This window comes from Cupriavidus sp. UBA2010 (genome assembly GCF_002335265.1).
Taxonomy (GTDB): Bacteria; Pseudomonadota; Gammaproteobacteria; order Burkholderiales; family Burkholderiaceae; genus Cupriavidus; species Cupriavidus metallidurans.
The window spans coordinates 1-26,878 of record NZ_DDCI01000030.1 but is presented as its reverse complement, the minus strand read 5'-3'; the positions used below and the strand labels follow the sequence as shown (position 1 = coordinate 26,878).

The window sequence follows — 26,878 nt, the reverse complement described above, 5'->3', positions numbered from 1 at the left end:
GCTTCAGACCGCCGTCGCTACCGGAGCTACCGGAGCCGGCTCGACGGCGAGGCTCTTGCGCAGATTGTCGAGCATATCGTCGACCATCTCCTGCAGGCCGAACCGTGGCTGCCAGCCCCAGTCCGCACGCGCCGCGCTGTCGTCGATCGAATCAGGCCAGCCCTGTGCAATCGCCTGACGGTAGTCTGGCGCGTAGCGGACTTCAAATTCAGGCACGCGTAGCCGGATCGCCGCCGCAATCTCGGCCGGTGTGAAACTCACGGCGGCCAGGTTGTAGCTGCCACGTTCGCGCACCTGTTCGCGCGGGGCCTCCATCAGTTCCAGCGTGGCCCGGATGGCATCAGGCATGTACATCATCGGTAGCCGCTCGTCTTCCTCCAGGAAGCAGGTGTAGGGCTCGCCGCGCACCGCATGGTGGAAGATGTCGACGGCATAGTCGGTCGTGCCGCCGCCCGGCGGGGTCTTGTGCGAGATCAGCCCGGGATAGCGCACGCTGCGAACGTCGACGCCATGGTTCTCGAAGTACCAGCGACACCAGCCCTCGCCGGCCTGTTTCGAGATGCCGTACACGGTGGTCGGCTCCATGACCGTCTTTTGCGGCGTGTCGATGCTCGGCGTGGTGGGCCCAAACGCGGCAATCGAACTGGGCCAGAACACCCGCTCGATGCCATGATGCCGCGCGGCTTCCAGCACGTTCAGCAGACCTGTCATATTCAGGTTCCAGGCCCATTGGGGCGCCTTCTCCCCCGTCGCCGACAGCGCGGCCGCCAGCAGATAGATCTGCGTGATGCCGTGCCGCTCGATCACAGTCGTCAGTTCACCGCGATCCGTCACGTTAAGCATCTCGTGCGCGATATGGACGTGGCGGCCGGTCGGCACCACGTCCGACGTCACCACCTGCTCACGCCCATGACGTTCCGCCAATGCCAGAGCCAGCTCCGATCCAAGTTGCCCGTTTGCGCCGATGATCAGGATTTTCGGCACGGCTGTTGCGGTGGCTGCTGTCATGGAATCAGCCCCAATTCACGGCCCGCCTGGCCGAAGGCATCGAGAGCGGACTGCAGCGTCACCGCATCGTGCACGGCGCTCATTTGCACGCGGATACGCGCCTGCCCCTTCGGGACCACGGGATAGAAGAAACCAACGACGTACACACCGAGTTCCAGCAGTCTGTCAGCCAGCTTCTGCGCCTTTTCGGCGTCATAGACCATAATCGGCACGATCGGATGATCGCCGGGCTTGATGTCGAAGCCAAGCTTCGCGATGCCCTCGCGGAAGAACCGCGTGTTCTGCTCCAGCCGGTCCCGCAGCTCGGTACTGCCTTCCAGGATATCGAGCACGGCAATGCTGCCGCCAACAATGGCCGGCGCCACGGTGTTCGAAAAAAGATAAGGTCGGGAACGCTGGCGCAAGAGCTCGACGACTTCCTTGCGCCCGGAAGTAAAGCCGCCCGACGCGCCACCGAGCGCCTTGCCCAGCGTGCCCGTGATGATGTCGATCTTGCCGAACACCCCACGCGCCTCATGCGTGCCTCGCCCGCGTGCGCCCATGAAGCCCGTGGCGTGGCATTCGTCAATGCCGAGCAGCGCGCCATGCTCGTCGCAAATCTTCCGGATCTCGTCCAGCCGCGCAACGGTGCCGTCCATCGAGAACACGCCATCGCTAAAGACAAGCTTGAAGCGTGCGCCATCCGCATCGGCCTGCCGCAATTGGGCGCGCAGGTCGTCCAGATCGTTGTGCCGATAGCGAAGGCGCCGTGCCTTGGACAGGCGGATGCCGTCGATGATCGATGCGTGGTTCAGTTCATCGCTGATCACGGCGTCTTCGGGGCCGAGGATGGTCTCGAACAGCCCCCCGTTCGCATCGAAGGCCGAGCCATAGAGGATGGTGTCCTCGGTGCCCAGGAACCGGGCCAGACGCCCTTCCAGCTCCTTGTGCAGATCCTGCGTGCCGCAGATAAAGCGTACAGACGACAGTCCGTAGCCATGCGTGCGCAGCGCCTCGTGCGCGGCTTCGATAACCTTGGGGTGCGACGACAGCCCAAGGTAGTTGTTGGCGCACAGGTTGATCACCTCGCGACCGTCCGCTGTGCGGATCCTGGCGCCCTGCGGCGTGGCGATGACGCGCTCGCGCTTGTACAGGCCCGCGGCGCGGATCGAATCCAGCTCCGCGCGGATGGATGCATAAAAGGCCTCGGCACTCGACATGGCCAGACTCCCGGTGGTAGTGTCTCGGAACGCTCAATTCGATAAATCGAACGTGTTCTGTATAACGAACGTGTCGTGCACTATAACGAACAGATGACGATGTCGCAACCCTCCCCCGCCAAAACGCCGATGACGGCCGAGGGGCCGCCAGCCGTAGGCAGCGCGCTGCAGGCGCTTCGGCAGAGCCAGCAACTGTCCCTGGACGAGCTGTCGCGCCGCGCCGGTGTCTCCAAGTCTATGCTTTCGCAGATCGAACGAAACCTGGCGAACCCGACCGTGGCGGTGCTGTGGCGGCTGGCCAACGCACTCGGCGTCAGCCTGACGGACTTCCTGGCACAAGGGACTGCTGCGCCACAGGCGCCCGCCATCACAGTGGTGCCACCCCATGCCACACCGGCGCTCAAGAGCCCCGATACCCGCTGCGAACTGCGCATCCTCGGTCCGATCGACATGGCGGGGCGCTTCGAATGGTATGAGCTGTCGATCCAGCCGGGCGGCGTGCTGGCGTCGGAGCCACATGAAGCAGGCACGCAGGAGCATCTGTCGGTGCTGACCGGGTCGATGACCGTCCGGTCAGGTGGCGACGAGAAGAAGCTGAAGCACGGCGATACCGCACGCTACGGCGCGGATGTGGCGCATGCCATCGGCAATCCGGGTAAAAGCGTGGCAACGGCCTTGCTGGTCGTGGTCCACCCGGGGACCTGATCCGGACATCGCGCTCGCCGCGTATGTCCCTGCGCCGGCTGAGGTTTTTTGATCGGCCGTATGATCATCCGCATGCGACGGATACGCGCCTGATGGGCACTCAACAAGCGCGTATCACATGAGTACCCGCTGAAACGTTTTGACATGTATCTGTCGTGTATCGGCCGGAACCCGTAGCGGGCGGTCCCGTCCAACCCCTTGACTGTCGACCGGCCATCACGATGCGATGCAGCGTGAACGGTTCGTGAAGATGGCTCAACATCCCGCCGAGGGCGTGCACTACAGATGCGTCCCCGAGTCCCCAGCAACCGCTCCCCTCTCGCCAAGGAGATGACTGTGCTGAGTCCACATGAGTTGGCCACGCTGATGCTGATCGGCAATGGCCCCCACACCCGCGACGACACCGCCGCGACCCACGCACGGGAAATCGATCCCGTGGATCTTGACGCCCTGATCACCCAACGGCTCGTCGTGCTGGAGTCCATCCAGGACGATAGCGGGCAGATGGCCTGCCCGCAAATCACCGCGCACGGCATGTCGATGCTCAAAGCCGTAGGACGTCTGAACTAACGCTTCAACCGCAGCCCCCGGGTACCTGGGCCGGCATCATCGCACCGACGCTGCTGCCGGCACCTTGTATCCATCCGTCAACGTGTTCAGGAACGCGATCACGTCGCGCATTTCCCCTTCAGTCATCAAGGGCTTGTCGCCAGGCTTGCCGCCGAACGGGGCTTCCATGTTGACGTTGGCCTGATACGGCTCGGGCAGGTCATCGAACTTCCACACCTTGCCGTCCTTGCCGCGCGGGTACCACTTCTGCGGCTTCACATCGCGTTCGGCGTAGAAGTGCAGCACTTCGTCCAGAGAGTGGAAGACGCCATTGTGAAAAAACGCATGACGCAGTGCAACGTTCCGCAGTGACGGCGTCCGGAACAGGCCGCAGTAGTCGGCACGATCCTTGAGATCGGTGCGATCCGGGCCGCAGAGCCCCAAATCGTGGAATTCTGGATCGGCGTTGCCTGCAAGCTTGCGATTGCGTGGCGCACCCACGGCGATGAATCCGAAATCCGAGAAAGCCGGGAATGCGCCCTCGCGAATATCGCCCGGATGGCACGCGGCGCAGTTGCCCTTGTTCGGATCGTTGAAGACGCGCAGGCCGCGTGCCTCCTGGGGAGTCAGCTTTGCCTGCCCGCGCAGCACGGCGTCGTACTTGCTGGTATAGGGATAGAACTCCGACGGCGTCTCCTGGAATACCTCCAGGGCCATCAGCACTGCATTGAACGCGGTATCGTCGTCATCCAGCACATCCTGCCCCAGCACCTTGCGGAAGGTTTCCCCATGGGGCCCCTTCCGGATCTTCTCGACCACCACGCGCGGCTCGCCATTGGCCATCTCGTGCGGCGACAGCAACGGGATGCGCGCCTGCTCGTGTGCGGAATTCGCGCGACCATCCCAGTTGTGCCCACCGGTCGGACCCTGATCCTCGGCGTCGTTGCCGTCGTTCTCGTGATAGTGGTCGGTATAGGCCGGCACGTTCTGCACGTACCGCAGCGACGGCGCGGCACGCACGCCCGTGCGGCTCATATCGACGCCGCCGAGCTGCACGGACAGATCATTCGGCGGCCCGTAGGCGTGATCGGGGCTATGGCAACTCGCGCACGACTGCTTGCCTGACGCCGAGAGCGCCGGATCGAAGAAGAGCGTCTTGCCGAGGGCCGTCAGGGCCGGAATGTTGGGCCGACGCTCGGCCATCATCGCGTAGAACGGCTTCGGACTAGCGGGCTTCGGCGCGCGAGCCGCGCTGACAACTGCCACCGGTTGCGCTGCGGCGGCCGGCGTGCCCGCGGCCGCCTCCTGCTTGCCACAGCCCGAGGCCAGGCTGACCAGAAGCGCGATCAACAGACCGCCGGCGGCGCGCAGCCACGTGATCGGCGAGGGAAACGCGGCATTCCAAAGCAGCGGCGGCAGGGTCATGACGGAACGATGACGGCAAGGATGAGGATTGAATGGCGCAGCGAGGCTACGCCAAATCCGTGACACACACGTGTCAGGTCATCGAAATGACATCGCGCCACACCACTCACGTCGGCCGCCACCGTCCGTTTCCGCCTCATCATCAACTTGACACATGCCGCATACACACTCGCGGCGCACCCAGTAGTACCCCTCTGCTTTCCAAGCATTGAATACCCACACATAAGAAAGAGGAAAACCATGAGCCGTCTCACTCGTCTGTGGCCATTGGCCGCAATCGCCGCCGCATCGCTGACCGCCTGCGGTGGCAGCGATTCCGGCAACGCCGACAGCACCGCCAACACCCCCGCCGCCGCCACCTCCGGCGTTGTGACTGGCAGCTACTTCGAGCACGCGAAAGTCTGTATCGACGCCAACGCCAATGCCCAGTGCGATAGCGGCGAAGCATCGACCTATACCGATGCCAAGGGCGCTTTCACGCTGACGGGCCAGGGCGCCGTGGTGGCCGAGATCGGCACGGATGCCTTCCGCAACGACGACACGGGCGCCCATAACGCCGTGACGCGCAAGCTCGTGTTCCGCGCCCCGGCCGGCGCCAATGCCGTGGTAAGCGCGATCTCGACCGAACTGGCCGCGCTGATGGACAGCAACGGCGGCAAGCTCGACGACGCACGCAATCAACTGGCCACCCGCCTGGGCATCGCCGCCGACAAGCTGCTGGAAGACCACAACAAGGAAACCGACAGCAACATCAAGGCCACGCTGCAGGCCGAGATCGAGCAGGCGATCGACCTGATCGCCACGGCCGTGGCATCGGGCGGCGACATCGGCGCCGCGATCCGTGATGGCGTGACCAAGCGCATCGCGCTGCAGAACATCAAGAACGTCGTGGTGATCTACGCCGAGAACCGCGGCTTCGACAACCTCTACGGCCTGTTCCCGGGCGCCAACGGCATCCCGGGCGTGAACCCGACGGCCGTGGGTTCCGTGGAACCGCAGAAGGACTTTGACGGCTCGGCGCTGGCCTCGCTGCCCCCGACCTGGGGCGGCTTCACCGCCAGCGGCCAGACCGTCACGCTCCCGCAGGCCAGCACCGTGGGCTGGGCCAACAAGCCGTTCCGCATCGACGACCCGGCCGGCGTGAACGGCACGGGCGTGGTGGTGGGCCAGAACGTGATCACACGTGACCTGGTGCACCGCTTCTATAACAACCAGATGCAGATCAACGGCGGCAAGAACGACAAGTTCACGGCGTTCTCCGACGCCGGCGGCCTGGTCATGGGTTACTACGACGGCAGCGCCATGTCGATGTGGAAGCTCGCCCAGCAGTACACGCTGGCCGACAACTTCTTCATGGGCGCGTTCGGCGGCTCGTTCCTGAACCACCAGTACCTGGTCTGCGCCTGCGCACCGGTCTACCCGAACGCCGAAACGTCGGTGGCCTCGGGTTCGATCTCGGTCGTCGACACGGACGCCAATGGCAACTTCAAGAGCCTGTCGCTCAAGCCGACGAGCCCCGCCAGCATCCAGACCGGCACCGCCCAGTACGTGAACGACAGCACGCTGACCGCCAAGGACGGCACCGGCGTCTATTACGCGGTCAACACGATGCAGCCGCCGTACCAGCCGAGCGGCAACGCACCTGCGTCGACAGACTCGACCAAGCTGCTGGCCGACCCGACCAAGGCCACCACGCTGCCTGCCCAGACCCAGGACACGATCGCCTCGCTGCTGGATCGCCGCGGCATCAGCTGGGCCTGGTACTCGGGCGCATGGAGCGCAGTGACCGCCAACAGCGCGCTGATCTACAACAACACCACGCCGAACTTCCAGCCGCACCACCAGCCGTTCAATTACTACTCGGCCTTCAGCCCGGTCGATCACGCCGACTACCGCACCGCTCACCTGAAGGACTTCGACTCGTCGTTCCTGGCTGATGCGGCAGCTGGCAAGCTGCCGGCCGTCTCGTTCTACAAGCCGCAAGGCAACCTGAACCAGCACGCCGGCTATGCCAACGTGACCGACGGCGATGCCCACATCGCCAACGTGATCGCCCAGCTCCAGAAGAGCCCGCAGTGGAACAACATGCTGATCGTGGTGACGTACGACGAGAACGGTGGCTTCTATGACCACGCACCGGTGCCGAAGGCCGACCGCTGGGGCCCGGGTACCCGTATCCCTGCCATCGTGATCTCGCCGTTCGCGAAGCGCGGCTTCGTCGATCACACGCAGTACGACACCGCTTCGGTGCTGCGCTTCATCACGCACCGCTTCGCGCTGCCGACGCTGCCTGGCCTGAAGCTGCGCGACGACTCGCTGATCGCCAACGGCAAGCCGGCGATGGGCGACCTGAGCAACGCGCTGACCTTCCCGGCGCAGTAAGCAGGGCCCGAAGGCATTGCCTTCGCGCTGACAAGGGGGCGGCTCCGCGAGGGGCCGCCCCCTTGTCTATTGGATGGTCGAAAGTCCGGTCGCGCCCCTTTTTCCGATCGCAGGAACCTGCCCGGCAGGAAGAGGATCCGCACGCAAGGCACTATAGTGTGCAAGACACCCCCGGAAAGGAGCCCTCCATCCCCGGCCGGCAATCCGACATTCCCGCACGCCTCGATCGCCTGCCATGGTCCGCCTGGCACTGGCGCGTCGCGATCGCGTTAGGCATCGCCTGGGTGCTGGACGGCCTCGAAGTCACGCTGGTCGGCTCGGTCGGCGCGGTGCTCGAGCGGCCGGACACTCTTGCGCTCACTGCCACGCAGGTCGGCTGGTCCGGTTCGCTTTACGTGCTCGGCGCCGTGGTCGGCGCGCTTGCCTTCGGCCGCATGGCTGACAGGCTCGGCCGCAAGAAGCTGTTCCTGGCCACGCTGTTCGTCTACATGGCGGCGACGCTGGCAACCGCGTTTTCCCCCAACTTCGCGTTCTTCGCGGCCTGCCGCTTCGTGACCGGGCTTGGCATCGGCGGCGAGTACGCAGCCATTAATTCGGCGATCGACGAACTGATTCCTGCCCGCGTGCGCGGCAGGGTCAATCTGGCGATCAACGGCAGCTTCTGGCTGGGTGCGGCACTCGGTGCCGGCCTGAGTCTGCTTCTTCTGGATCCACGGGTGCTGGGCCCCGTATGGGGCTGGCGCGCATGCTTCGCGCTGGGCGCGCTGCTGGCAGTGGCAATCGTGTTGATCCGGCGCCATGTGCCGGAAAGCCCGCGCTGGCTGGCCACGCACGGCCGCCATGCCGAAGCCGAGCAGGTGATCGCAGGTATCGAGGCAGCGATCACCCGACGGCACGGTCCGCTGCCCCCGGTCCATGACGCGGTGCTGGTCTACTACGGTGGCAAACCCGTGCCTCCCCTGCGCGACATCATGCGATTGCTGGTCGGTCGCTACCGGACACGCAGCGCCGTCACCTTCGCCCTGATGGTGGCGCAGGCCTTCTTCTACAACGCGATCTTCTTTACCTACGCCCTGGTGCTGACACGCTTCATGGGCGTACCGGAGGAACGCGTCGCGCTCTATATTTTTCCGTTCGCAATCGGCAACGCCCTGGGGCCGCTGTTGCTCGGCCCGCTGTTCGACCGCATCGGCCGACGCAAGATGATTGCGCTGACCTATGTGCTCTCCGGCATCGGGCTGGCCGCCACAGGATGGGCATTCATGTCCGGCTGGCTAGACGCCAGATCGCAAGCGCTGTGCTGGTCCGCCGTGTTCTTCCTGGCCTCGGCCGCGGCCAGTTCGGCATACCTGACCGCCAGCGAAGTGTTCCCGCTCGAAATGCGGGCGCTGGCGATCTCCGTGTTCTACGCGGTGGGCACGGGCGTCGGCGGGTTCATCGCGCCCGTGCTGTTCGGAGCGTTGATCGAAACGGGTAGCCGGGGCGCCGTGGCGGTGGGCTATGCCATCGGCGCAACCCTGGTCATCGTGGCGGGGGCGATGGCCCTGAAGTACGGGGTGGATGCCGAGCGAAAGCCGCTGGAGGAAGTCGCACCGCCATTGGGGACCGATGACGAGTGAGCGCGGCGGCAGAGCATGGCGTGGGCGGGCATTTTGAGAACCGTCCCATGTCGCGCAGGTTTCGCAGGCTCCAGACTGGAGAAGCCATGCAATTGGGCATGGGGATTACTGGAGCTACGCAATGAGATATTCCGGCCAGAACATACTTGAAACTGAAACCCCAGGACCGGTCATTGAGCGCGACGAAAGCTTGCTCGACAACGTCAAGGACATCTTTGACATGGCCGGTTGGTTTATCAATCCCACCAATGTTCCACTGACCATTGAGCGTATGAACGAGATCATCGCGGAAGCCGGAACATCTGCTCGATGATCGGACTCGACACGAATGTGCTGGTTCGATTCTTCGCTCAGGAAACTAGTGCTGAAGGACAGCTGGCACATGCGCTACTCCGTCAACTGACGCCAGAACACCCGGGCTTTGTTTCGCTGGTTGCGATTACGGAACTCGCCTGGGTACTGGCTCGCTCTTACCACGCCACGCGCCGGGAGATCCAGCGCGTGGTCGAATCCCTCCTCGGTTGGCCAGCTCTGCTGATAGAGGCACATGACATCGTGCAACGCGCGGCGCACCGGTTCGCGAAGGCTTCGTGCGATTTTGCCGACTGCCTGATTGAACGTGCGGGCAACGAATTCGGCTGCAGCGTCACTCTGACCTTTGACAAGGTGGCCGCCCGAGATCAAGGGTTCGTGTTGCTATCAGCAAGATAAAGGGAAGTCCGAACTGCTCTATCCTGATCGATCATTGATGAGCGATGCCTTTGGCTAAGAAGCAGTTTCAAAATGAAGCGAGGCGGTTCTGGCTAGGCGGAGGCAGCAGACAGCACAAGTAGTAAGGCAAGGCCCCGCAACGACGCCAGAATCTTTTTGAAACGGCTTCTAACTGCCCTATTCCGAGTGACATCGTCCGAGACCCAGATCAACTCAACCCATCCAGCACCATATGCTGCCCATGAACCGCTTCTGCCGCGTCAGAGGCCAGGAACGCCACTGCCCGTGCCGCGGCGCCGGTCGATACCCAGCGCGTATGGTCCGCCGAGGGCATGGCCTGACGATTGGCCGGGGTGTCGAGGATACTCGGGGCAACGCTGTTGACGTTGATGCCTGCCCCCCTTACCTCATGCGACAGGCTTTCCACGAGCCGTTGCAGCGCGCTCTTGGATGCCGCATAGGCCGCCATCGTCGCCGCGCCGGCCATGGCACCACGCGCCGACACCGCAACGACCTTGCCGTGCCTCTGGAACAGCATGGCCGGAATGAAGTGACTGGTGACCGCAACGAACGACCACGCATTCAGGTCCATCATCCGCATCCACGACTCCCGGCTCATGGCGTGAGTGGCCTCGCCCATTTCAAAGCCGCCGGCCACATGCACCAGGACGTCCACCGTGCCGAAGGCGTCGAGGATTGCCGCCGCAACCGGTGCCATCGCGGTGTCCGACGTGACATCGGCCGCGTGAAGCAGCGTGCCGCCGTGATCGGGCTCGGGATGAGCGAATACGCTTTGCAAGTGCTGCAGGTCCCGGTCGATCAGCGCCAATCTGGCACCCTCGGCGGCAAAGCGGCTGGCCACTGCACGGCCTAGCGCGCCGGCGGCTCCGGTGATGACGACATGACGACGGGCAGCGGTCGAGTCCATGAAACGCTCCAGGGTGAGGGTTCTTAAACGATAGCCCTCTGCCGCCCGTCTCGCAAAAATACTACGTCGCAAGAGAAACTGTACAGCGCGTGCAACCGTCATCTGTGTATGGCACCTGACGTAGCGCTCAGGCATGATGCCGCACCGCCCCAATTGGGGACTGATTCCCTGGACAAGAATTGCCTCTCTCGCGCATAAAACAAAGCGACAGCCTGCTGGCCGTGCTGGCCCTGATCGGCTCCATGGCGTCGCTCTGCATCGGCACATCATTTGCCAAAAGCCTGTTTGCGTCGATCGGCGCACAGGGCACCACCGCGCTGCGGGTGAGCTTTGCGGCGGTGATCCTGATCTGCGTCTGGCGCCCCTGGCGTTTTCCGCTCTCCGGCAAGAACGCCCGCGCCATCGCCCTTTATGGCGCCGCACTGGGCGGGACCAACCTGCTGTTCTACATGTCGTTGCGGACGATCCCGCTCGGGTTGGCGATTGCCATCGAATTCACCGGTCCATTGGCGGTTGCCGTGCTTTCGTCACGCCGCGCGATCGACTTTCTGTGGATTGGCTGCGCGGTCACCGGACTGATCCTGCTGCTGCCGCTTGGCGAAGCCGCCACGCACCTCGATCCCGTAGGCATTGGCTTCGCGCTCGCCGCAGGGGTGGGCTGGGCGCTGTATATCGTGTTCGGACAGATGGCGGGCAACGCCCATGGCGGCCAGGCGACGTCCCTGGGAATGACCATGGCGGCATTGGTGGCCCTGCCATTCGGACTCGGCCACGCCGGATTGGAGATGTTCAGTCCGGCTCTTCTGCTTTCCGGCCTGGCGGTCGGCATTCTTTCCAGCGCGATCCCGTATTCGCTGGAAATGGTAGCCCTCAAGCGGCTCCCCCGGCGCACATTCGGCATCTTGTTGAGTCTGGAGCCAGCCATGGGCGCTCTGGCGGGCCTGGCATTCCTGAACGAACAACTGACGCCGATTCAGTGGGTAGCGATTGCCGCAATCATCGTCGCGTCGATTGGTTGTACGGCTACGTCGAGAAGCAAACGTTAATGGGCGGCGAACCAGTCGCGCGGCATCCGCTGATCGCGCGCTGACGCCCTCGCCTCTGCAAGGGTCAGGCTGACCTCATGCAGAAAGTTGTCCTCGGGGTTGCGGCGCGCCGAGAATCCGCAGTCCCGCATGATCGCCAACATCCGGCGGTTCTCGCTGAGAACGTCACCCCGCATTCCATGCAGTTGCCCCGATCTCGCCAGCTGCTGGAGCCGCTGTATCAACCGGCGACCCAGTCCCTGGCCCTGCCACGCATCGGCAACCACAACGGCCAGTTCGGCAACATCCTCTTCGTTCACCACATATTCGGCATTGGCGACGATGGTTTCGGCGCCATCCGCTTCGCGATACGTCACCACAAGTGCCACGTCCTCGGCTTTCCGATGGCTCACGAAGCCTTGAACGATCTCGTCGGTCACGCGCCCACCAGTCAGGAAGCGGAAGTAGCGGCTTTCGCGTGACAAGCTGTCGACAAACATCCGCAGCCCGGCCTGATCCGCCCCGCGCGCGGGCCGAAGCGTCAACCGAGCGCCGCTGCGGCCGGTCCAGTTTTCTTCACTGATCGGTGTCGCCACCTGATTGGCGTCTTCGACACGGCCCATGGTCCGCTCCTGACTACGTTTTGTATAGTCAGGACTATAGTCGAAACCCTAACTTTTGCAAATGAAGTTAGGGTGCTATTCTCAAAGCATGACCACGCCACCGCCCGTCGACCTCACGAACTGCTCGATAGCCGCCACGCTCTCGTTGATTGGCGAGAAGTGGACGATTCTTATCTTGCGCGATGTGTTCTCCGGGGTACGCCGCTTCGATGACTTCCTCGAGCGCCTGCAATGCTCGCCGGCCGTACTGTCGGCGCGGCTCAAGACGTTGACCGAGGCGGGATTGCTGCGCAAGGTCAGCTACAAGGAGCCTGGCGAGCGGGAACGCTTTGCCTACCATCCGACGCGGGCTGCGGTCGATCTGCTTCCCGTCCTGGTCGGACTGATGCAATGGGGAGACGCCCATATGGCCGCCGACGGTGGCGGCCCGGCCGAAGTCCGCTCCAAGCTCTCCGGACTCAAGGTGCGTGCCGCGTTGATCGACGAGGCTGGGGAAGCTGTCTCACCTTCGGACATGCAACTGCTGGCCGTCCCCGCCTCCACCGACGCGGCCGCCTGAGCCAACGCACCGCTTGCACACATTGCACCGCACCATTCCCGTGCGAACGCCCAATACTGGCGCTGCACCATGTCGCGTCAATGTGCGCGCTCTTCCACCCGATGATCGGGCCACGCCCCGATAAACCTCCAAAGCGGCATTCGCGCACGCTGGCACGACGCTTGCGTTACTAAGCGCGGGCCGGTCAACGGCGATCCGCCCACCCCACACAGCCGCGGCTCCCTTTGAGAGCCGCAGGCAGGACAACGGCGTCCCCAGAACTGGCCCATCGGGTCGGACTCGCGGGACGCCTTTTGTTTTTGGAGCAAGAGGATGAACGGCAAAGCCACCCGGATCGATCTGCTGAGTTTCAGGACGCCGCAGATGCGCGCCTTCCACCTGACCTGGATGGCCTTCTTCGTCTGTTTCTTTGCGTGGTTTGCCTGCGCGCCGCTCATGCCGGTGCTCAAAGGCGAATTCGGCCTGACGCCAAATCAGATCGCCAATATCAATATCGCCGCCGTCGCCGTGACCATCCTGGTGCGACTGGTGATCGGCCCCCTGTGCGACCGCTTTGGCCCGCGCAAGACCTACACCGGCCTGCTGGCGATTGGCGCCCTGCCCGTGCTCGGCGTGGCCTTCGCCCAGAACTACGAGACCTTCCTGTTCTTTCGCCTGCTGATCGGCGCGGTCGGCGCCAGCTTCGTGATCACGCAGTACCACACGTCGGTGATGTTCGCGCCGAACGTGGTGGGCACCGCCAATGCGGCATCCGCTGGCTGGGGCAACGCTGGTGGCGGCGCCGCGCAAGGCCTGATGCCGCTGCTGCTGGCCGCGATCCTGTTTCTCGGCGTCGATCACACCATGGGCTGGCGCGTGGCGCTGCTGGTGCCTGGCATCCTGATGCTGGTCATGGCCGTCGTCTACTGGCGCTTCACGCAGGACTGCCCCGAAGGCAACTTCTCTGACCTGCGTGCCCGTGGCATCGCCATTAGCGGTGGCAAAGACGGTGGCAAGGGCGGTGGCGGCTGGGCCAGCTTTCGCGCCGCCAGCGCCAACTACCGCGTCTGGATGCTGTTCATCACGTACGGTGCCTGCTTCGGCGTGGAGATCTTCATTCACAACGTGGCCGCCACGTTCTACGTCGATCGCTTCGGCCTGTCGCTTTCGGCCGCCGGCATGGCCGCCGCCAGCTTCGGTCTGCTGGCCCTGTTTGCCCGCGCGCTGGGCGGCTACGTATCGGACAAGCTGGCCATGCGTCGCGGCCTCGACGCCCGCTCCCTGATCCTGTTCGTCTTCATCCTCGGCGAGGGCCTGGGCCTGCTCGGTTTCGCTCACGCCTCCACGGCCACCACTGCGGTCGCAGCGATGCTGGTTTTCGGACTGTTCACGCACATGGCCTGCGGTGCGACGTACGCGCTGGTGCCGTTCATCGATCGCAAGGCGCTTGGCGGCGTGGCCGGCATCATCGGCGCCGGCGGCAATGTGGGTGCAGTAGCGGCGGGCTTCCTGATGAAGGGCCTCGGCGACCTGCAGCAGACCCTGACGTGGCTCGGCGTGGCCGCCACGCTGGCAGCCCTGTGCGCGATTGCGGTGCGCTTCAGTGCCGAGCACAAGGCCCAGGAACAGGCGCTCTACGACAGCGCGCTCGCCAACTGAATTCCACAAGACATTCCCTTCGGACAAGGAAAGCATCATGAAGATCATCATCGTCGGGCATGGCATGGTCGGCCACAAGTTCCTGGAATGCCTCGCGGATGCCGGCGCGCAGGACCTCGAGGTGACGGTGCTTTGCGAGGAGCCCCGCCCCGCCTACGATCGCGTCCACCTGTCCGAGTTCTTCGCCGGCAAGTCCGCCGAGGATCTGTCGCTGGTGCCTGAAGGCTTCTTCGCCCAGCACAACAACATGCTGCTGCGCCTGAACGCGAAGGCCACGGCCATCGACACAGCCGCGAAGACCGTCACCACCTCCACCGGCGAGACGCTTGGCTACGACAAGCTCGTGCTCGCCACCGGCTCCTATCCGTTTGTGCCTCCGCTGCCCGGCAAGGATCGCAAGGACACTTTCGTCTACCGCACGATCGAGGACCTCGAGGCGATGCTCGAATGCGGCCAGCGCGCGACGTCGGGCGTGGTGATCGGCGGCGGCCTGCTTGGCCTGGAGTGCGCCAAGGCGCTGCGCGACATGGGTCTGCAGACCCACGTTGTGGAGTTCGCCCCGCGCCTGATGGCGGTGCAGGTCGATGATGGCGGTGGCCGGATGCTGCGCCAGAAGATCGAGGAACTGGGCGTGACGGCGCACACCGGCAAGAACACGCTGGAGATCGTCGATGGCACCGAAGGCACGCATCGCATGAACTTCGCCGATGGCACGCACCTGGACACTGACATGATCGTGTTCTCGGCCGGCATCCGCCCGCGCGACGAGCTGGCACGCGCCAGCGGCCTGACGATCGGCGCGCGCGGCGGCATCGTGATCGACAACAACTGCCTGACGTCGGACCCGCACGTCTACGCCATCGGCGAGTGCGCGCTGTGGGACGGCAAGATCTATGGCCTGGTGGCCCCGGGCTACGACATGGCCCGCGTAGCCGCCCGGCATCTGCGCGGCGAAGCCTCGGAGTTCGCTGGCGCCGACATGAGCACCAAACTCAAGCTGATGGGCGTGGACGTGGCCAGCATCGGTGACCCGCACGGCAACGAACCGGGTAGCCGCTCATACCAGTTCACCGACGAACGCAAGCAGATCTACAAGAAGCTGGTGGTATCCGAGTGCGGCAAGTTCCTGCTCGGCGGCGTGCTGGTTGGCGATGCCGCCGAATACGGCACGCTGCTGCAGATGATGTTGAACCGGATCGAGCTGCCGGAATCTCCGGAGTTCCTGATCCTTCCTGCCTCCGACGGCAAGGCCCGCCCCGCGCTCGGCGCCGACGCGCTGCCGGATACCGCCCAGATCTGCTCGTGCAACAACGTCAGCAAGGGCGAGATCTGCGGCGCCGTGTGCGATGGCGCCACCACCATCGGCGCGCTGAAATCGTGCACCAAGGCCGGCACCGCGTGCGGTGGCTGCGTGCCGCTGGTCACGCAGATCATGAAGGCGGAAATGAAAAAGCAGGGCATGGCCGTGAACAACCATGTCTGCGAGCACTTTCCGTACTCGCGCCAGGAGCTCTACCACCTGGTGCGCGTCGGCAAGTTCAAGTCCTTCGACGACCTGCTGGCCGCGCACGGCTCCGGGCTGGGCTGCGACATCTGCAAGCCGACCGTCGGCAGCATCCTGGCGTCGTGCTGGAACGAATTCGTGCTCAAGGAAGAGCACGCCAGCCTGCAGGATTCGAACGACTACTTCCTGGCCAACATTCAGAAGGACGGCACCTACTCGGTGGTCCCGCGCATGCCCGGCGGCGAAGTCACGCCCGACGGCCTGATCGCAGTCGGCCAGATCGCGAAGAAGTACGGCCTCTACACCAAGATCACCGGCGGCGCGCGGGTCGACATGTTCGGCGCGCGGCTGGAGGAACTGCCGCTGATCTGGGAAGAACTGATTGCGGCCGGCTTCGAATCGGGCCATGCCTATGGCAAATCGCTGCGCACGGTGAAATCGTGCGTGGGCTCCACGTGGTGCCGCTATGGCGTGGACGACTCCGTCGGCCTGGCCATCGACATCGAGAACCGCTACAAGGGCCTGCGCGCGCCGCACAAGATCAAGTTCGGCGTCTCGGGCTGCACGCGCGAATGCGCCGAGGCGCAAGGCAAGGACGTTGGCATCATCGCCACGGAGCGCGGCTGGAACCTCTACGTGTGCGGCAACGGCGGCATGAAGCCACGCCATGCCGAACTGCTGGCGGGCGATCTGGACCGCGCAACGCTGATCCGCTACGTCGACCGCTTCCTGATGTTCTACGTGCGCACGGCGGACCGCCTGCAACGCACCAGCACGTGGCGCGACAACCTCGAAGGCGGCCTGGATTACCTGAAGTCCGTGATCATCGACGACAAGCTCGGCATCGGCGCCGAACTCGAAGCCGAGATGCAGCACGTGGTGGATACGTACGAAGACGAATGGAAGCGCGCCGTCACCGACCCCGAGACGCGCAAGCGCTTCCGCCACTTCGTCAACAGCGACCTGCGCGACGACAACCTCATGTTCCTGGAGGAGCGCGGCCAGGTTCGCCCAGCCACGCAGGAGGAACGAAACTTGCAACGTTCCCGCCTGAGCCACATCCCCGTGGTTGCCGTGCCCGCAAAAGCAGCGTGAAGCCCCCGATTTCGAGGAGAACGTGATGAGCCAAGCCCACCACCCCGAGACCTGGACCGCGATTTGCACCTTGCGCGATATCGTGCCCAATACTGGTGTCTGCGCCCTGGTCGACAGAAAGCAGGTCGCCGTCTTCCGCATCGGCCGCGGCGAGGAGGTCTACGCGCTGGCCAACTTCGACCCGAACGCACAGGCGAACGTGCTGTCGCGGGGTCTGGTCGGCAACCTTGGCCCGCGCACCGTGGTGGCATCGCCGATCTACAAGCACCACTTCGATCTGCGCACCGGCGAATGCCTCGAAGCGCCCGAGCACTCGGTGGATGCTTACACCGCGCGGGTCTACGACGGCAAGGTCTGGGTGGCCACCGCGGCCATGGCCCGCGAGGTGGGCGTAGAGGTAGAGGCGGAGGCCGAGGAAGAGCTGGCCGCCTGACCCTCGATCGACACCCCCTCGCCCACGCCAACAGCCAGAATCAGGAAGACGCTCATGACGCCCCCCGTCTCGTCCCACGCCAAGCCGCGACTGGTCGTCGTCGGCAATGGCATGGCCGGAATGCGCACGGTCGAGGAACTGCTGAAGCTGGCGCCGGACCTGTATGACATCACAGTGTTCGGCGCCGAGCCGCACGGCAACTACAACCGCATTCTGCTGTCCCCGGTGCTCGCCGGCGAGAAGACCGTCGACGACATCATGCTGAATACCCGCGCCTGGTATGGCCAGCATGGCATCGAGTTGCTGGCCGGCGATCCGGTCGTTGCAATCGACCGGCCGCGCCGGCTGGTGCGTTCCGCGTCCGGCAAGGAAGTCCGCTATGACCGCCTGCTGCTGGCCACCGGCTCCAAGCCGTTCATCATCCCCGTCCCCGGCCACACGCTCGACGGCGTGATCGCTTTCCGCGATATCCAGGACGTGGAAACAATGCTCCACGCCGCTCGCAATCATCGCCATGCGGTGGTGATCGGCGGCGGCCTGCTTGGCCTCGAAGCGGCCAACGGGCTGATGCGTCAGGGCATGGACGTCACCGTGGTGCACCTGGCCGACAGCCTGATGGAACGCCAACTCGACAAACCTGCCGCCGAGCTGCTCAAGGCAGCGCTGGAACGCAAGGGTCTGCGCTTCCTGCTCAGCGCGCAGACCGCCGCCGTGCTCGGCAGCGAGCGGGTCACGGGCGTGCTGTTCAAGGACGGCACGCAGATCCCGGCGGACCTTGTGGTGATGACCGCCGGGGTGCGCCCCAACATCGAACTGGCCACTAGCGCGGGGCTGCGCTGCGAGCGCGCGATCGTCGTTGACGACACGCTGCAGACCTTCGACCCGCGCATCTACGCCGTGGGCGAATGCGTGCAGCACCGCCAGGCCACGTTCGGGCTGGTGGCGCCGATCTGGGATCAGGCACGGGTGTGCGCCGCCCACCTGGCAGGTGCCGGCCACCGCCGCTATGTCCAGCAAGCCACGGCTACCAAGCTCAAGGTCACGGGCGTGGACCTGTACTCGGCCGGTGACTTCATCGGCGGCGAAAGCAGCGAAGACCTCGTGCTGCGCGATCCGCGCCGAGGCATCTACAAGCGTCTGGTGCTGCAGGGTGGCCGGCTTGTCGGTGCCGTGCTCTATGGCGACGTCCAGGACGGCCCGTGGTATTTCGACCTGATCCAGACCGGTCAGCCGGTAGCCGCATTGCGTCAGCGCCTGCTGTTCGGCAAGGCGCAATGCGAGGCCCTTGCGGCATAGCTTTTCCGGGACATCGACGTGAACCTGTCAGATATCGCGGTGGTCGCCACCACCCCCACCAAGACAATCTCCACGACCTGCCCCTATTGCGGCGTAGGCTGCGGCGTGCGCGCCACCGTGCGTGCCGATGGCCTGGTCGACATTGCCGGCGATGCCGATCATGCTTCCAACGCCGGGCGGCTCTGCGTCAAGGGCTCCGCGCTGGGCGAAACGCTCGACCTGAACGGGCGGCTGCTGCATCCGCAAGTGCGCGATGCCGATGGCTCGCTGCGCCGCGTGGACTGGGACGAAGCCCTCGACAAGGTCGCCCGTGGCTTCACGGAGATCATCGCCAGGCACGGTCCCGACGCCGTCGCGCTCTACGTGTCGGGCCAGCTGCTGACCGAGGACTACTACGTCGCCAACAAGCTCATGAAGGGCTTCATCGGCACGGCGAACATCGACACCAACTCGCGCCTGTGCATGTCGTCGGCGGTAGCCGGCCACAAGCGCGCGTTTGGCGAGGACCTTGTTCCGTGCAGCTACGAGGACCTCGAACTGGCCGATCTCGTCATCCTGGTGGGCTCCAATACCGCGTGGTGCCACCCGATCCTGTTCCAGCGCCTGACCCGCGCCAAGGAAGCGCGGCCCGAGATGAAAATCGTCGCGATCGACCCGCGTCGAACCGCCACCTGCGAACTGGCCGACCTGCACCTGCCGCTGCGCGCCGGTACCGATGTGCGGCTGTTCAATGGGTTGTTGAGCTACCTCGCGCGTCACGGTCATGGCGATGACGTCTTCGTGGCGGACCATACCGCTGGCCTTGACGATGCGCTGGCCGTGGCCGACGCCGACGGCGCTGATATCGCCGCCGTGGCACGCGCGTGCAAGCTTGCCCCGCAGGATGTGCAGGCGTTCTACGAACTGTTCGCCGCCACGACGAAGGTCGTCACTGCGTTCTCGATGGGCGTGAACCAATCGTCGGCCGGCACGGACAAGGTCAACAGCATCATCAATTGCCACCTGCTGACCGGCCGGATCGGCCGTCCCGGCATGGGGCCCTTCTCGCTCACGGGCCAGCCCAACGCCATGGGCGGACGCGAAGTCGGCGGACTGGCGAATATGCTCGCGGCTCACATGGAACTGGGCGACCCGCGCCATCGCGACATCGTGCAGGACTTCTGGCACTCGCCAGCCATGGCGGACAAACCCGGCCTGAAGGCGGTGGACCTGTTCCAGGCCATCGAACAAGGCAAGGTCAAGGCCGTGTGGGTGATCGCCACCAATCCCGTGGTCAGCCTGCCGGACGCCGATCAGGCCCGGCGCGCGCTGGCCCGCTGCGAACTCGTGGTGACGTCGGACATCGTCACGCGCACGGACACCAACGACGCCGCGCATATCCTGCTGCCCGCGCTGGGCTGGGGCGAAAAAGACGGCACGGTCACCAACTCCGAGCGCCGCATCTCGCGCCAGCGTGCGTTCCTATCCGCTCCCGGCGAAGCCCGCGCGGACTGGGACATCCTCTGCGACGTGGCACGCCGCATGGGGTTCGCCGGCTTCGACTACGCCGGCCAGCATGAGATCTTCGACGAGCACGCGCGTCTCAGCGCCTGGCGCAATGGCAGCGGTGGCGGCGATGATGCGGCGCACGCACCGCGCATGTTCGACATCGGCGGCCTCGCCGGCATGGACCAGTCCGCATACGACGCCATGCTGCCCGTGCAATGGCCACTGCCCGCCAAGGCTTCATCAGGCAAGCAACGCCTGTTCGAGAATGCCCGCTTTGCCTTCGCCGATGGCCGGGCACGCTTCGTCGCCACGGCGGCGCGCGCGCCCGTCCATGCCACCGACGATGAGTTTCCGCTGATCCTGAACACCGGCCGCGTGCGCGATCAATGGCACACGATGACCCGGACGGGCAAAGCCGCCCGCCTGTCGGACCACCTGCCCGAGCCATTCGTCGACATGCATCCGCAAGACGCACTGCTCTGCGGTGTGGCCGAAGGCAAGCTCGCACGGGTAACCAGCCGTTGGGGGGTGATGATCGGCCGAGTCCGTTTTAGCGGAGGCATTCCGCGCGGCAGCGTCTTCGTGCCAATCCACTGGAACGACCAGTTCAGCTCCGACGCACGCGTTGGCGCGGTGGTCAATCCGGCCGTCGATCCGGTGTCGGGCGAGCCCGAGTTCAAGCACACGCCCGTGCGAGTGGAGGAATTCCGCGTGTCGTGGCACGGCTTCGTGCTGAGCCGCAAGGTGCTTCCCGCTGACGCGCTGACCTGGTGGACACGCATCCAGGGCAAGCATTTCCATCGCCACGAGTTCGCGGGCCGCGATGTCATCACGGATCGTGCCGCATGGGCACGTGAACGACTGGGAGCACAGGCGCCCGACGCGGACTGGCTCGAGTTCGAGGATCGGGCCGCGGGCGTCTATCACGCTGGCTACGTCGTCGATGACCGGCTTGAGGCTTGCCTCTATCTCTCGACCCGGCCCGACCTACCGTCGCGGGCGTGGCTGTCTCAGCTTTTCGGTCAGGCACGCCTGGAAGACAGCGATCGCATCGGCCTGCTACTGGGCCAGCCACTCGAAAAGACAGCCGATGCAGGCCCCACGGTCTGCTCGTGCTTCGGCGTGGGCCGCAACACGATCTGCGACGCAGTACGCCAGCACGACCTCAAGACACCAGCAGAAATCACGGCTTGCGTGAAGGCCGGCGGCAATTGCGGGTCCTGCGTGCCAGAGTTGCGCAAGCTGCTGGTGGAAATCCGCGTGGTGGAAGCGGCTTAGCAGATACGCAGACGACAAAGGCGCGGCGGGCCATGTGCCCTCCGCGCCTTTTTCCGTCCATTTCTTGACATTTATTCCATCTCTATACAAAATGTCCACAATCATGGCTTCATACACCGGGACCGCCTGACATGGTCAAACGCACCGCCGAGCAGCGTGTCCTGCTCGACCAGATCAAGCAGATTGCCGATGGCCTCGGCCAGACGCTCGCGCCGTTCTGCGAGGTCGTGGTTCATGACCTGCTGGAGCCCGAGCAGTCGATCCTGGCCATCCACAACAACCTGTCCGGCCGCGCTGTTGGCGATCCGACCACCGAGCTTGGTCAGGCACGCATCACCGATCCCGACTACCCGCAGGTTCTGGCCAATTACGCGAACCAGTTCGCGGACGGCCGTCAGGCAAAAAGCACGTCGATCGGCATCAAGGACGCCAGCGGCAACTACATCGCCGCGCTGTGCATGAATGTCGACCTGACGCTGTTCCGCAGCCTGCAGATGGCCATGGGCCAGTTCGTCCAGACCGCCACGGACGGTCCGAAGGAAACACTCGATCCTGCGGGCACCGACGCGCTGCGCGACCGCATCGACGCCTTCGCCGCGCGGCTGGCCACCACGCCGCGCGCCTTGAAAACCGAGGAACGGCGCGCGCTGCTGGGTGAGCTGAAGGCATCGGGGCTGCTCGATGTCCGACGCGCCATGGAAACCGTCGCGGCCCATCTGGGTGTATCGCGCGCAGCCGCCTACAGCTATGTCCGCTAATCAACGATCCGCAGAACTGCTTCTGCTCGACAAGCACGCCGTGGAAGCGGCGCTGCTACCCAACGACGTACTGGCCGCCGTGCGCGAGGCATTCGTGCTGCACAGCCAGCGTGAGGGACGCGTCTTCCCCGTGGTGCGGGAGAAGCTGGCGACAGGCGGAGTGTTCGGCATCAAGGCCGGCGACGTGGGCAGCCAGAACCTGCTTGGCTTCAAGGCTGCCGGGTTCTGGCCCTGCAACCGCCAGTTGGGCGGAGACACCCACCAGGCCACAATCGTCCTGATCGACCCCGCCACGGGGCGGCCCCTTTGCATCGTCGACGGCAACGCCATCACCACGGCACGCACCGGCGCCGCCGGCGGCATCGGCCTGCAACAACTGGCCCGGCCCGACAGCACGCGCCTCTGCGTCTTTGGCACCGGCGTCCAGGCTCGCGTTCAGCTCGAATTTGCCTTGCGCTTGATGCCCACCTTGCAAACGGTGCGCTATGTTTCGAGCAGTGGCCAGCGCCATGCGGCGTTTGAGGCAGCCTTCCAGGACCGGTGTGAAATCCAACTGGCGACGGACCGCGATGACGCCGTGGCCAACAGCGACGTGGTAATCACCGCCACCCCGGGCGGCGGCCCCTTGTTCGACGCCCAGGCCGTGCGGCCGGGCACACACCTGACCTGCGTCGGCGCCGATACCACCGGCAAGCGCGAACTGCCTGCGGGCGTGCTGGAACGCGCGCGCATCGTCGTGGATGACAGCGAACAGGCGCGCCGCATCGGCGAATGCCAATGGGCCCCCGATCTCCCATGCATCGAGATTGGCGACCTGCTGACCGGCAAGGCCACGATCACGCGCGAGCCCGCCGATATCACCGTATTCGACATGACCGGACTGGCCCTGCAGGACCTGACGGTCGCCCGCTTCCTGGACCAACGCGCCCGGGCCGATGGCACCGGCACGCGCCTGGCCTGGCCCTGGTAACAACTCCTCTCTCCCTGCCCATCATGACGACCCTGCAACTGCCCACCTACGCCGACGTCGAAGCCGCCGCCAAACGGATCGAAGGCTTTGCCAACCGCACGCCGGTCAACACGTCGCGCACGCTCAACGAAATGCTCGGCGCAGAAGTCTTCTTCAAGTGCGAGAACTTCCAGCGCATGGGCGCGTTCAAGTTCCGTGGCGCGTTCAACGCGCTGGCGAAATTCACCCCCGAACAACGCCGTGGCGGCGTGGTCGCCTTCTCGTCCGGCAATCACGCGCAGGGCATCGCGCTGTCCGCGAAGCTGCTGAACATGCCTGCCACGATCGTGATGCCCCACGACGCACCGGCCTTGAAGGTAGCGGCGACGCGGGGGTATGGCGCGACCGTGGTGAGCTATGACCGCTACAAGGAAGACCGTGAAGCCATCGGCCGCGACCTGGCCGAAAAGCACGGCATGACGCTGATCCCGCCGTATGACCATCCGGATGTGCTGACGGGCCAAGGCACCGCCGCCAAGGAACTGTTCGAGGAAGTGGGCGCGCTGGACGCCATCTTCACCCCGCTGGGCGGCGGCGGACTGCTCTCCGGCACCGCATTGACCACGCGCGCGCTGGCGCCACAGTGCCAGATCTACGGCGTGGAGCCGGAGGCGGGAAACGACGGCCAGCAATCGTTCCGCAGCGGTTCGATCGTCCATATCGACACCCCGCAGACCATCGCCGACGGCGCCCAGACACAGCACCTGGGGCACTACACGTTCAGCATCATCAAGCGCGACGTGACTGACATCCTGACCGCGACTGACGCGCAACTGGTCGAGGCCATGCGCTTCTATGCCGAACGGATGAAGATGATCGTCGAGCCGACCGGCTGCCTGGGCCTGGCAGCGGTCATGCAGATGAAGGACGCGCTCAAGGGCAAGCGCGTGGGCGTGGTGATCAGCGGCGGCAACGTCGATCTGGAGCGTTTCTGCTCGCTGCTGTCGGCCTGATCCTTCCGCGCATCAAACCGAACATCGAATCGAACCCCGGGCCGGGAATTGCATCCCCGGCCTGCCTCAAACCTCCCCGCCCTGCTTCACGTCTTCCCTAGCCTTGTGCCGCTCCGCCTTCTCGGGCGAAAGCTGCATGAAGATCCACGCCGATGCCGACGTAATCAGCCCGACGCAGACGAACGTCGCGTGAAACGCCGGCAGGACGTCGAGGTGATGCTCGCCGATACCCTCCTGGAACGTCGCCAGCAATGCGCCAGCGGATGTCACCGCCAGACTCATCGACAACATCTGCACCATCGACAACATGCTGTTGCCGCTGCTCGCCCGAGTGCCACTCAGATCCTTGAGCGTCACGGTGTTCATCGCGGTGAACTGGATCGAATTGACCGCGCCAAAAATCGCCAGTAGCACCACGATGAGCGCCAATGGGCGCGTCGGCGTGATCAGCGCGAACGACGCCATGACAAGTCCAACCACGAATGTGTTCGTCACCAGCACGCGGCGATAGCCGTGCCGTTCGATCAGCCACGTGGCCAGACGCTTCGACGCCATGCCGGCGGCCGTGACAGGCAGCATCATCAGGCCGGCATCGAACGGGGAATAGCCGAGGCTGACCTGCAGGGTCAGTGGAATCAGGAACGGCATGGCGCCATTGCCGATACGCGCGAACAGGTTGCCGAGCAGGCCCACGCTGAACGAATGAATCCGGAACAGCCTCAGCGGAAACAGCGGCTGCTTGCGCTTGTTGGCGTGGAGCACGTACGCGCTGAGCGCGGCCATGCTGGCGATCAGCAGCATCAGCACCGTGGCGTGCTGGAAGCCCATCTCCGCGAGTCCATCGAGCGAGAACGATAGCGTCACCATGGCAATTGCCAGGAACGCATAGCCAACCGCATCGAACGTGCCGATGCCGGGCAGGCGCGAGTTCGGCATATAGCGGATGGTGGCCAGCACGCCCAGCAGGCCGACCGGCACATTGATCAGGAAGATCCAGTGCCAGGAGAACGTCTGGGTAATCCATCCACCCAGCGTCGGGCCGATGAGCGGACCGATCATGCCCGGGATGGCCACGAAACTCAGCGCCTGCAGATACTGCTCGCGCGGAAACGTACGCAGTACGGAGAGTCGCCCCACGGGCAGCAGCATCGCCCCGCCCGCCCCCTGCACCACGCGGGCGACGGTCAGGAACGGCAGCGAAGGCGCCGCGGCGCAAAGCAGCGATCCGGCCACGAACAACACGATCGCGATCTGGAAGATGGTTCTTGTGCCGAATTTGTCCGCCAGCCAGCCCGAAGCGGGAATGATGACCGCCATGGTCAGCGAGTAGGCGATGATCACCGACTGCATCCGCAGCGGGCTCTCGCCAAGGCTGTGCGCCATCGAAGGTAAGGCGGTGTTGACGATCGTCGAGTCGAGCGTCTGCATGAAGAAGCCCACCGCCACCACCCACAGCATGAAGCGCAGGCGGCGGTCGATGGGCATCGTGGACGGGTGGTCGGCAGGCGTGGCTGTGGACATGGGCTGGAGGCGGTGCGTGCGCCCTACTGCGCACGGGACGAACCGCAACCATAGGCTCGCACGGCCGCGCTGGCAAGTCCACAAGCCGTGCGGGCGGCGCCGCCATCCTGAAAACCGGGGGCCGGGAGCCATCTTCGATGGCCTGCCGCGCCCCGTCCGGGGCGACGCTCAGTTGTCGGCGTCGACCAGCGTGCGTGCCTCGACCACCTTGTCGCGATACGCCTCGAAGATCCGGCGCAGCGCCTGCTCCATCGACACCTCCGGCTTCCAGCCCAGTTCCGCGATCGTGTTGTCGATCTTCGGCACGCGGTGCTGCACGTCCTGGTAGCCCTTGCCGTAGAAGTCGCCCGACGACGTCTCCACGATCTTCGTCTTGCGCGCTTCCTCGGCGTACTCCGGATACTCGGCCGCCATCTTCAGCATCATCTCCGCCAGCTCGCGCACCGAGTGGATGTTGCCCGGGTTGCCGATGTTGAAGATCTTGCCGTTGGCCACGCCGTCCTTGTTCTCGATGATGCGCATCAGCGCCGAGATGCCGTCCGAAATATCGGCGAACGCACGCTGCTGCGCGCCACCGTCCACCAGCTTGATCGGCTCGCCACGCACGATATGGCCCAGGAACTGCGTGACCACCCGCGACGAACCTTCCTTCGATTCGAAAATCGAGTCCAGCCCCGCGCCGATCCAGTTGAACGGACGGAACAGCGTGTAGTTCAGCCCTTCCTGCATCCCGTAGGCGTGGATCACGCGGTCCATCAGCTGCTTGGAGCAGGCGTAGATCCAGCGCGGCTTGTTGATCGGACCGTAGATCAGCGGCGAGGCTTCCGGGTCGAACTCTTCGTCGGCGCACATGCCGTACACCTCCGAGGTCGACGGGAACACCAGGTGCTTGCCGTACTTCACCGCGGCGCGCACGATCGGCAGGTTGGCCTCGAAGTCCAGTTCGAACACGCGCAGCGGCTCACGCACGTACGTGGCCGGCGTGGCGATGGCCACCAGCGGCAGCACCACATCGCACTTGCGGATGTTGTACTCGATCCACTCCTTGTTGATGGTGATGTCACCCTCGAAGAAGTGCATGCGCGGGTGGTTCACCAGATCGCCCAGGCGGTCCGACGACATATCCATGCCGTAGACCTCCCATTGCGTCGTTTCCAGGATGCGGCGCGTCA

General features: G+C 64.7%; 23 protein-coding genes. 16 read left to right on the top strand and 7 right to left on the bottom strand.

The window, feature by feature from the left end:
* Positions 1–3: 3 nt before the first annotated feature.
* Both B2246_RS21880 and kbl read right to left on the bottom strand, forming a co-directional pair.
* Entirely contained in the window at positions 4–1,008 is a 1,005-nt protein-coding gene (locus tag B2246_RS21880) for an NAD-dependent epimerase/dehydratase family protein (protein ID WP_008651186.1), read from the bottom strand.
* Entirely contained in the window at positions 1,005–2,207 is a 1,203-nt protein-coding gene (kbl, locus tag B2246_RS21875; protein WP_008651185.1) for a glycine C-acetyltransferase, read from the bottom strand. The genes B2246_RS21880 and kbl overlap by 4 nt, the downstream gene beginning before the upstream one ends.
* A gap of 99 nt (positions 2,208–2,306) precedes the next feature.
* Here kbl and B2246_RS21870 point away from each other — a divergent pair, with 99 nt between their 5' ends.
* On the top strand, positions 2,307–2,912 hold the full coding sequence (locus tag B2246_RS21870; RefSeq protein WP_029306362.1) for a helix-turn-helix domain-containing protein: 606 nt from the start codon (positions 2,307–2,309) through the stop codon (positions 2,910–2,912).
* A gap of 336 nt (positions 2,913–3,248) precedes the next feature.
* Positions 3,249–3,482 carry a hypothetical protein gene (locus B2246_RS21865; protein ID WP_008651183.1) on the top strand — a complete coding sequence of 78 codons (234 nt, stop codon included), beginning with the start codon at positions 3,249–3,251 and terminating at the stop codon, positions 3,480–3,482.
* A gap of 36 nt (positions 3,483–3,518) precedes the next feature.
* Here B2246_RS21865 and B2246_RS21860 read toward each other — a convergent pair whose 3' ends face one another.
* Positions 3,519–4,886 (bottom strand): cytochrome-c peroxidase, encoded by a 1,368-nt coding sequence (locus tag B2246_RS21860; protein WP_008651182.1) that lies wholly within the window; start codon positions 4,884–4,886, stop codon positions 3,519–3,521.
* Between the two features lie 240 nt (positions 4,887–5,126).
* Here B2246_RS21860 and acpA point away from each other — a divergent pair, with 240 nt between their 5' ends.
* The 4 genes from acpA to B2246_RS21840 all read left to right on the top strand — a co-directional run bounded on the left by acpA (position 5,127) and on the right by B2246_RS21840 (position 9,598).
* A complete protein-coding gene (acpA, locus tag B2246_RS21855) occupies positions 5,127–7,268 on the top strand; it encodes an acid phosphatase (RefSeq protein ID WP_286881029.1) in 2,142 nt (713 codons plus the stop codon).
* A 158-nt stretch (positions 7,269–7,426) separates the two neighbouring features.
* On the top strand, positions 7,427–8,887 hold the full coding sequence (locus B2246_RS21850) for an MFS transporter (RefSeq protein WP_411860103.1): 1,461 nt from the start codon (positions 7,427–7,429) through the stop codon (positions 8,885–8,887).
* A 121-nt stretch (positions 8,888–9,008) separates the two neighbouring features.
* Positions 9,009–9,200, top strand: a complete 192-nt coding sequence (locus tag B2246_RS21845) for a hypothetical protein (protein WP_008651177.1) — start codon at positions 9,009–9,011, stop codon at positions 9,198–9,200.
* On the top strand, positions 9,197–9,598 hold the full coding sequence (locus B2246_RS21840) for a PIN domain-containing protein (RefSeq protein WP_035883700.1): 402 nt from the start codon (positions 9,197–9,199) through the stop codon (positions 9,596–9,598). Before B2246_RS21845 ends, B2246_RS21840 begins: the two co-directional genes overlap by 4 nt.
* Positions 9,599–9,806: 208 nt before the next feature.
* On the opposite strand, the gene B2246_RS21835 is transcribed toward B2246_RS21840, so the two are convergent.
* Positions 9,807–10,526, bottom strand: coding sequence for an SDR family NAD(P)-dependent oxidoreductase (locus B2246_RS21835; protein WP_286881028.1), 720 nt, complete (start codon positions 10,524–10,526; stop codon positions 9,807–9,809).
* A 242-nt stretch (positions 10,527–10,768) separates the two neighbouring features.
* Between B2246_RS21835 and B2246_RS21830 the strand changes: the two genes are divergently transcribed.
* Positions 10,769–11,572 carry an EamA family transporter gene (locus tag B2246_RS21830; RefSeq protein ID WP_224444937.1) on the top strand — a complete coding sequence of 268 codons (804 nt, stop codon included), beginning with the start codon at positions 10,769–10,771 and terminating at the stop codon, positions 11,570–11,572.
* Here B2246_RS21830 and B2246_RS21825 read toward each other — a convergent pair.
* Entirely contained in the window at positions 11,569–12,174 is a 606-nt protein-coding gene (locus B2246_RS21825; RefSeq protein ID WP_286881027.1) for a GNAT family N-acetyltransferase, read from the bottom strand. The genes B2246_RS21830 and B2246_RS21825 overlap by 4 nt on opposite strands.
* 88 nt (positions 12,175–12,262) lie before the next feature.
* Between B2246_RS21825 and B2246_RS21820 the strand changes: the two genes are divergently transcribed.
* The 9 genes from B2246_RS21820 to B2246_RS21780 all read left to right on the top strand — a co-directional run bounded on the left by B2246_RS21820 (position 12,263) and on the right by B2246_RS21780 (position 24,185).
* Positions 12,263–12,733 carry a winged helix-turn-helix transcriptional regulator gene (locus B2246_RS21820; RefSeq protein ID WP_008651171.1) on the top strand — a complete coding sequence of 157 codons (471 nt, stop codon included), beginning with the start codon at positions 12,263–12,265 and terminating at the stop codon, positions 12,731–12,733.
* 312 nt (positions 12,734–13,045) lie between these two features.
* Positions 13,046–14,371, top strand: coding sequence for an MFS transporter (locus tag B2246_RS21815; protein WP_008651168.1), 1,326 nt, complete (start codon positions 13,046–13,048; stop codon positions 14,369–14,371).
* Between the two features lie 37 nt (positions 14,372–14,408).
* Positions 14,409–16,970 carry a nitrite reductase large subunit NirB gene (gene nirB, locus B2246_RS21810; RefSeq protein ID WP_286881026.1) on the top strand — a complete coding sequence of 854 codons (2,562 nt, stop codon included), beginning with the start codon at positions 14,409–14,411 and terminating at the stop codon, positions 16,968–16,970.
* Between the two features lie 25 nt (positions 16,971–16,995).
* Complete coding sequence (gene nirD, locus B2246_RS21805) at positions 16,996–17,403, top strand: nitrite reductase small subunit NirD (protein WP_035883705.1); 408 nt, start codon at positions 16,996–16,998, stop codon at positions 17,401–17,403.
* A gap of 54 nt (positions 17,404–17,457) precedes the next feature.
* Positions 17,458–18,699, top strand: a complete 1,242-nt coding sequence (locus B2246_RS21800) for an NAD(P)/FAD-dependent oxidoreductase (protein WP_051705462.1) — start codon at positions 17,458–17,460, stop codon at positions 18,697–18,699.
* Between the two features lie 18 nt (positions 18,700–18,717).
* Positions 18,718–21,465 carry a nitrate reductase gene (locus B2246_RS21795; protein ID WP_035883706.1) on the top strand — a complete coding sequence of 916 codons (2,748 nt, stop codon included), beginning with the start codon at positions 18,718–18,720 and terminating at the stop codon, positions 21,463–21,465.
* Positions 21,466–21,596: 131 nt separating this feature from the next.
* Entirely contained in the window at positions 21,597–22,223 is a 627-nt protein-coding gene (locus B2246_RS21790; protein WP_035883708.1) for a helix-turn-helix transcriptional regulator, read from the top strand.
* Entirely contained in the window at positions 22,213–23,193 is a 981-nt protein-coding gene (locus B2246_RS21785) for an ornithine cyclodeaminase family protein (RefSeq protein WP_286881024.1), read from the top strand. Before B2246_RS21790 ends, B2246_RS21785 begins: the two co-directional genes overlap by 11 nt.
* A 23-nt stretch (positions 23,194–23,216) precedes the next feature.
* Positions 23,217–24,185 (top strand): threo-3-hydroxy-L-aspartate ammonia-lyase, encoded by a 969-nt coding sequence (locus B2246_RS21780; RefSeq protein WP_186425151.1) that lies wholly within the window; start codon positions 23,217–23,219, stop codon positions 24,183–24,185.
* A gap of 66 nt (positions 24,186–24,251) precedes the next feature.
* On the opposite strand, the gene mdtD is transcribed toward B2246_RS21780, so the two are convergent.
* A complete protein-coding gene (gene mdtD / locus B2246_RS21775) occupies positions 24,252–25,706 on the bottom strand; it encodes a multidrug transporter subunit MdtD (RefSeq protein WP_411860104.1) in 1,455 nt (484 codons plus the stop codon).
* A 168-nt stretch (positions 25,707–25,874) separates the two neighbouring features.
* On the bottom strand, positions 25,875–26,878 hold a 1,004-nt coding region (locus tag B2246_RS21770; protein ID WP_286881759.1), incomplete at its 5' end, for a bifunctional UDP-4-keto-pentose/UDP-xylose synthase.

Coding starts and splice junctions, on each gene's coding strand:
- B2246_RS21880 (WP_008651186.1), bottom strand. CDS start 1,008: ATGACAGCAGCCACCGCAACAGCCGTGCCGAAAATCCTGATCATCGGC.
- kbl (WP_008651185.1), bottom strand. CDS start 2,207: ATGTCGAGTGCCGAGGCCTTTTATGCATCCATCCGCGCGGAGCTGGAT.
- B2246_RS21870 (WP_029306362.1), top strand. CDS start 2,307: ATGTCGCAACCCTCCCCCGCCAAAACGCCGATGACGGCCGAGGGGCCG.
- B2246_RS21860 (WP_008651182.1), bottom strand. CDS start 4,886: ATGACCCTGCCGCCGCTGCTTTGGAATGCCGCGTTTCCCTCGCCGATC.
- acpA (WP_286881029.1), top strand. CDS start 5,127: ATGAGCCGTCTCACTCGTCTGTGGCCATTGGCCGCAATCGCCGCCGCA.
- B2246_RS21845 (WP_008651177.1), top strand. CDS start 9,009: ATGAGATATTCCGGCCAGAACATACTTGAAACTGAAACCCCAGGACCG.
- B2246_RS21840 (WP_035883700.1), top strand. CDS start 9,197: ATGATCGGACTCGACACGAATGTGCTGGTTCGATTCTTCGCTCAGGAA.
- B2246_RS21835 (WP_286881028.1), bottom strand. CDS start 10,526: ATGGACTCGACCGCTGCCCGTCGTCATGTCGTCATCACCGGAGCCGCC.
- B2246_RS21830 (WP_224444937.1), top strand. CDS start 10,769: ATGGCGTCGCTCTGCATCGGCACATCATTTGCCAAAAGCCTGTTTGCG.
- B2246_RS21825 (WP_286881027.1), bottom strand. CDS start 12,174: ATGGGCCGTGTCGAAGACGCCAATCAGGTGGCGACACCGATCAGTGAA.
- B2246_RS21820 (WP_008651171.1), top strand. CDS start 12,263: ATGACCACGCCACCGCCCGTCGACCTCACGAACTGCTCGATAGCCGCC.
- B2246_RS21815 (WP_008651168.1), top strand. CDS start 13,046: ATGAACGGCAAAGCCACCCGGATCGATCTGCTGAGTTTCAGGACGCCG.
- nirB (WP_286881026.1), top strand. CDS start 14,409: ATGAAGATCATCATCGTCGGGCATGGCATGGTCGGCCACAAGTTCCTG.
- nirD (WP_035883705.1), top strand. CDS start 16,996: ATGAGCCAAGCCCACCACCCCGAGACCTGGACCGCGATTTGCACCTTG.
- B2246_RS21800 (WP_051705462.1), top strand. CDS start 17,458: ATGACGCCCCCCGTCTCGTCCCACGCCAAGCCGCGACTGGTCGTCGTC.
- B2246_RS21790 (WP_035883708.1), top strand. CDS start 21,597: ATGGTCAAACGCACCGCCGAGCAGCGTGTCCTGCTCGACCAGATCAAG.
- B2246_RS21785 (WP_286881024.1), top strand. CDS start 22,213: ATGTCCGCTAATCAACGATCCGCAGAACTGCTTCTGCTCGACAAGCAC.
- B2246_RS21780 (WP_186425151.1), top strand. CDS start 23,217: ATGACGACCCTGCAACTGCCCACCTACGCCGACGTCGAAGCCGCCGCC.
- mdtD (WP_411860104.1), bottom strand. CDS start 25,706: ATGTCCACAGCCACGCCTGCCGACCACCCGTCCACGATGCCCATCGAC.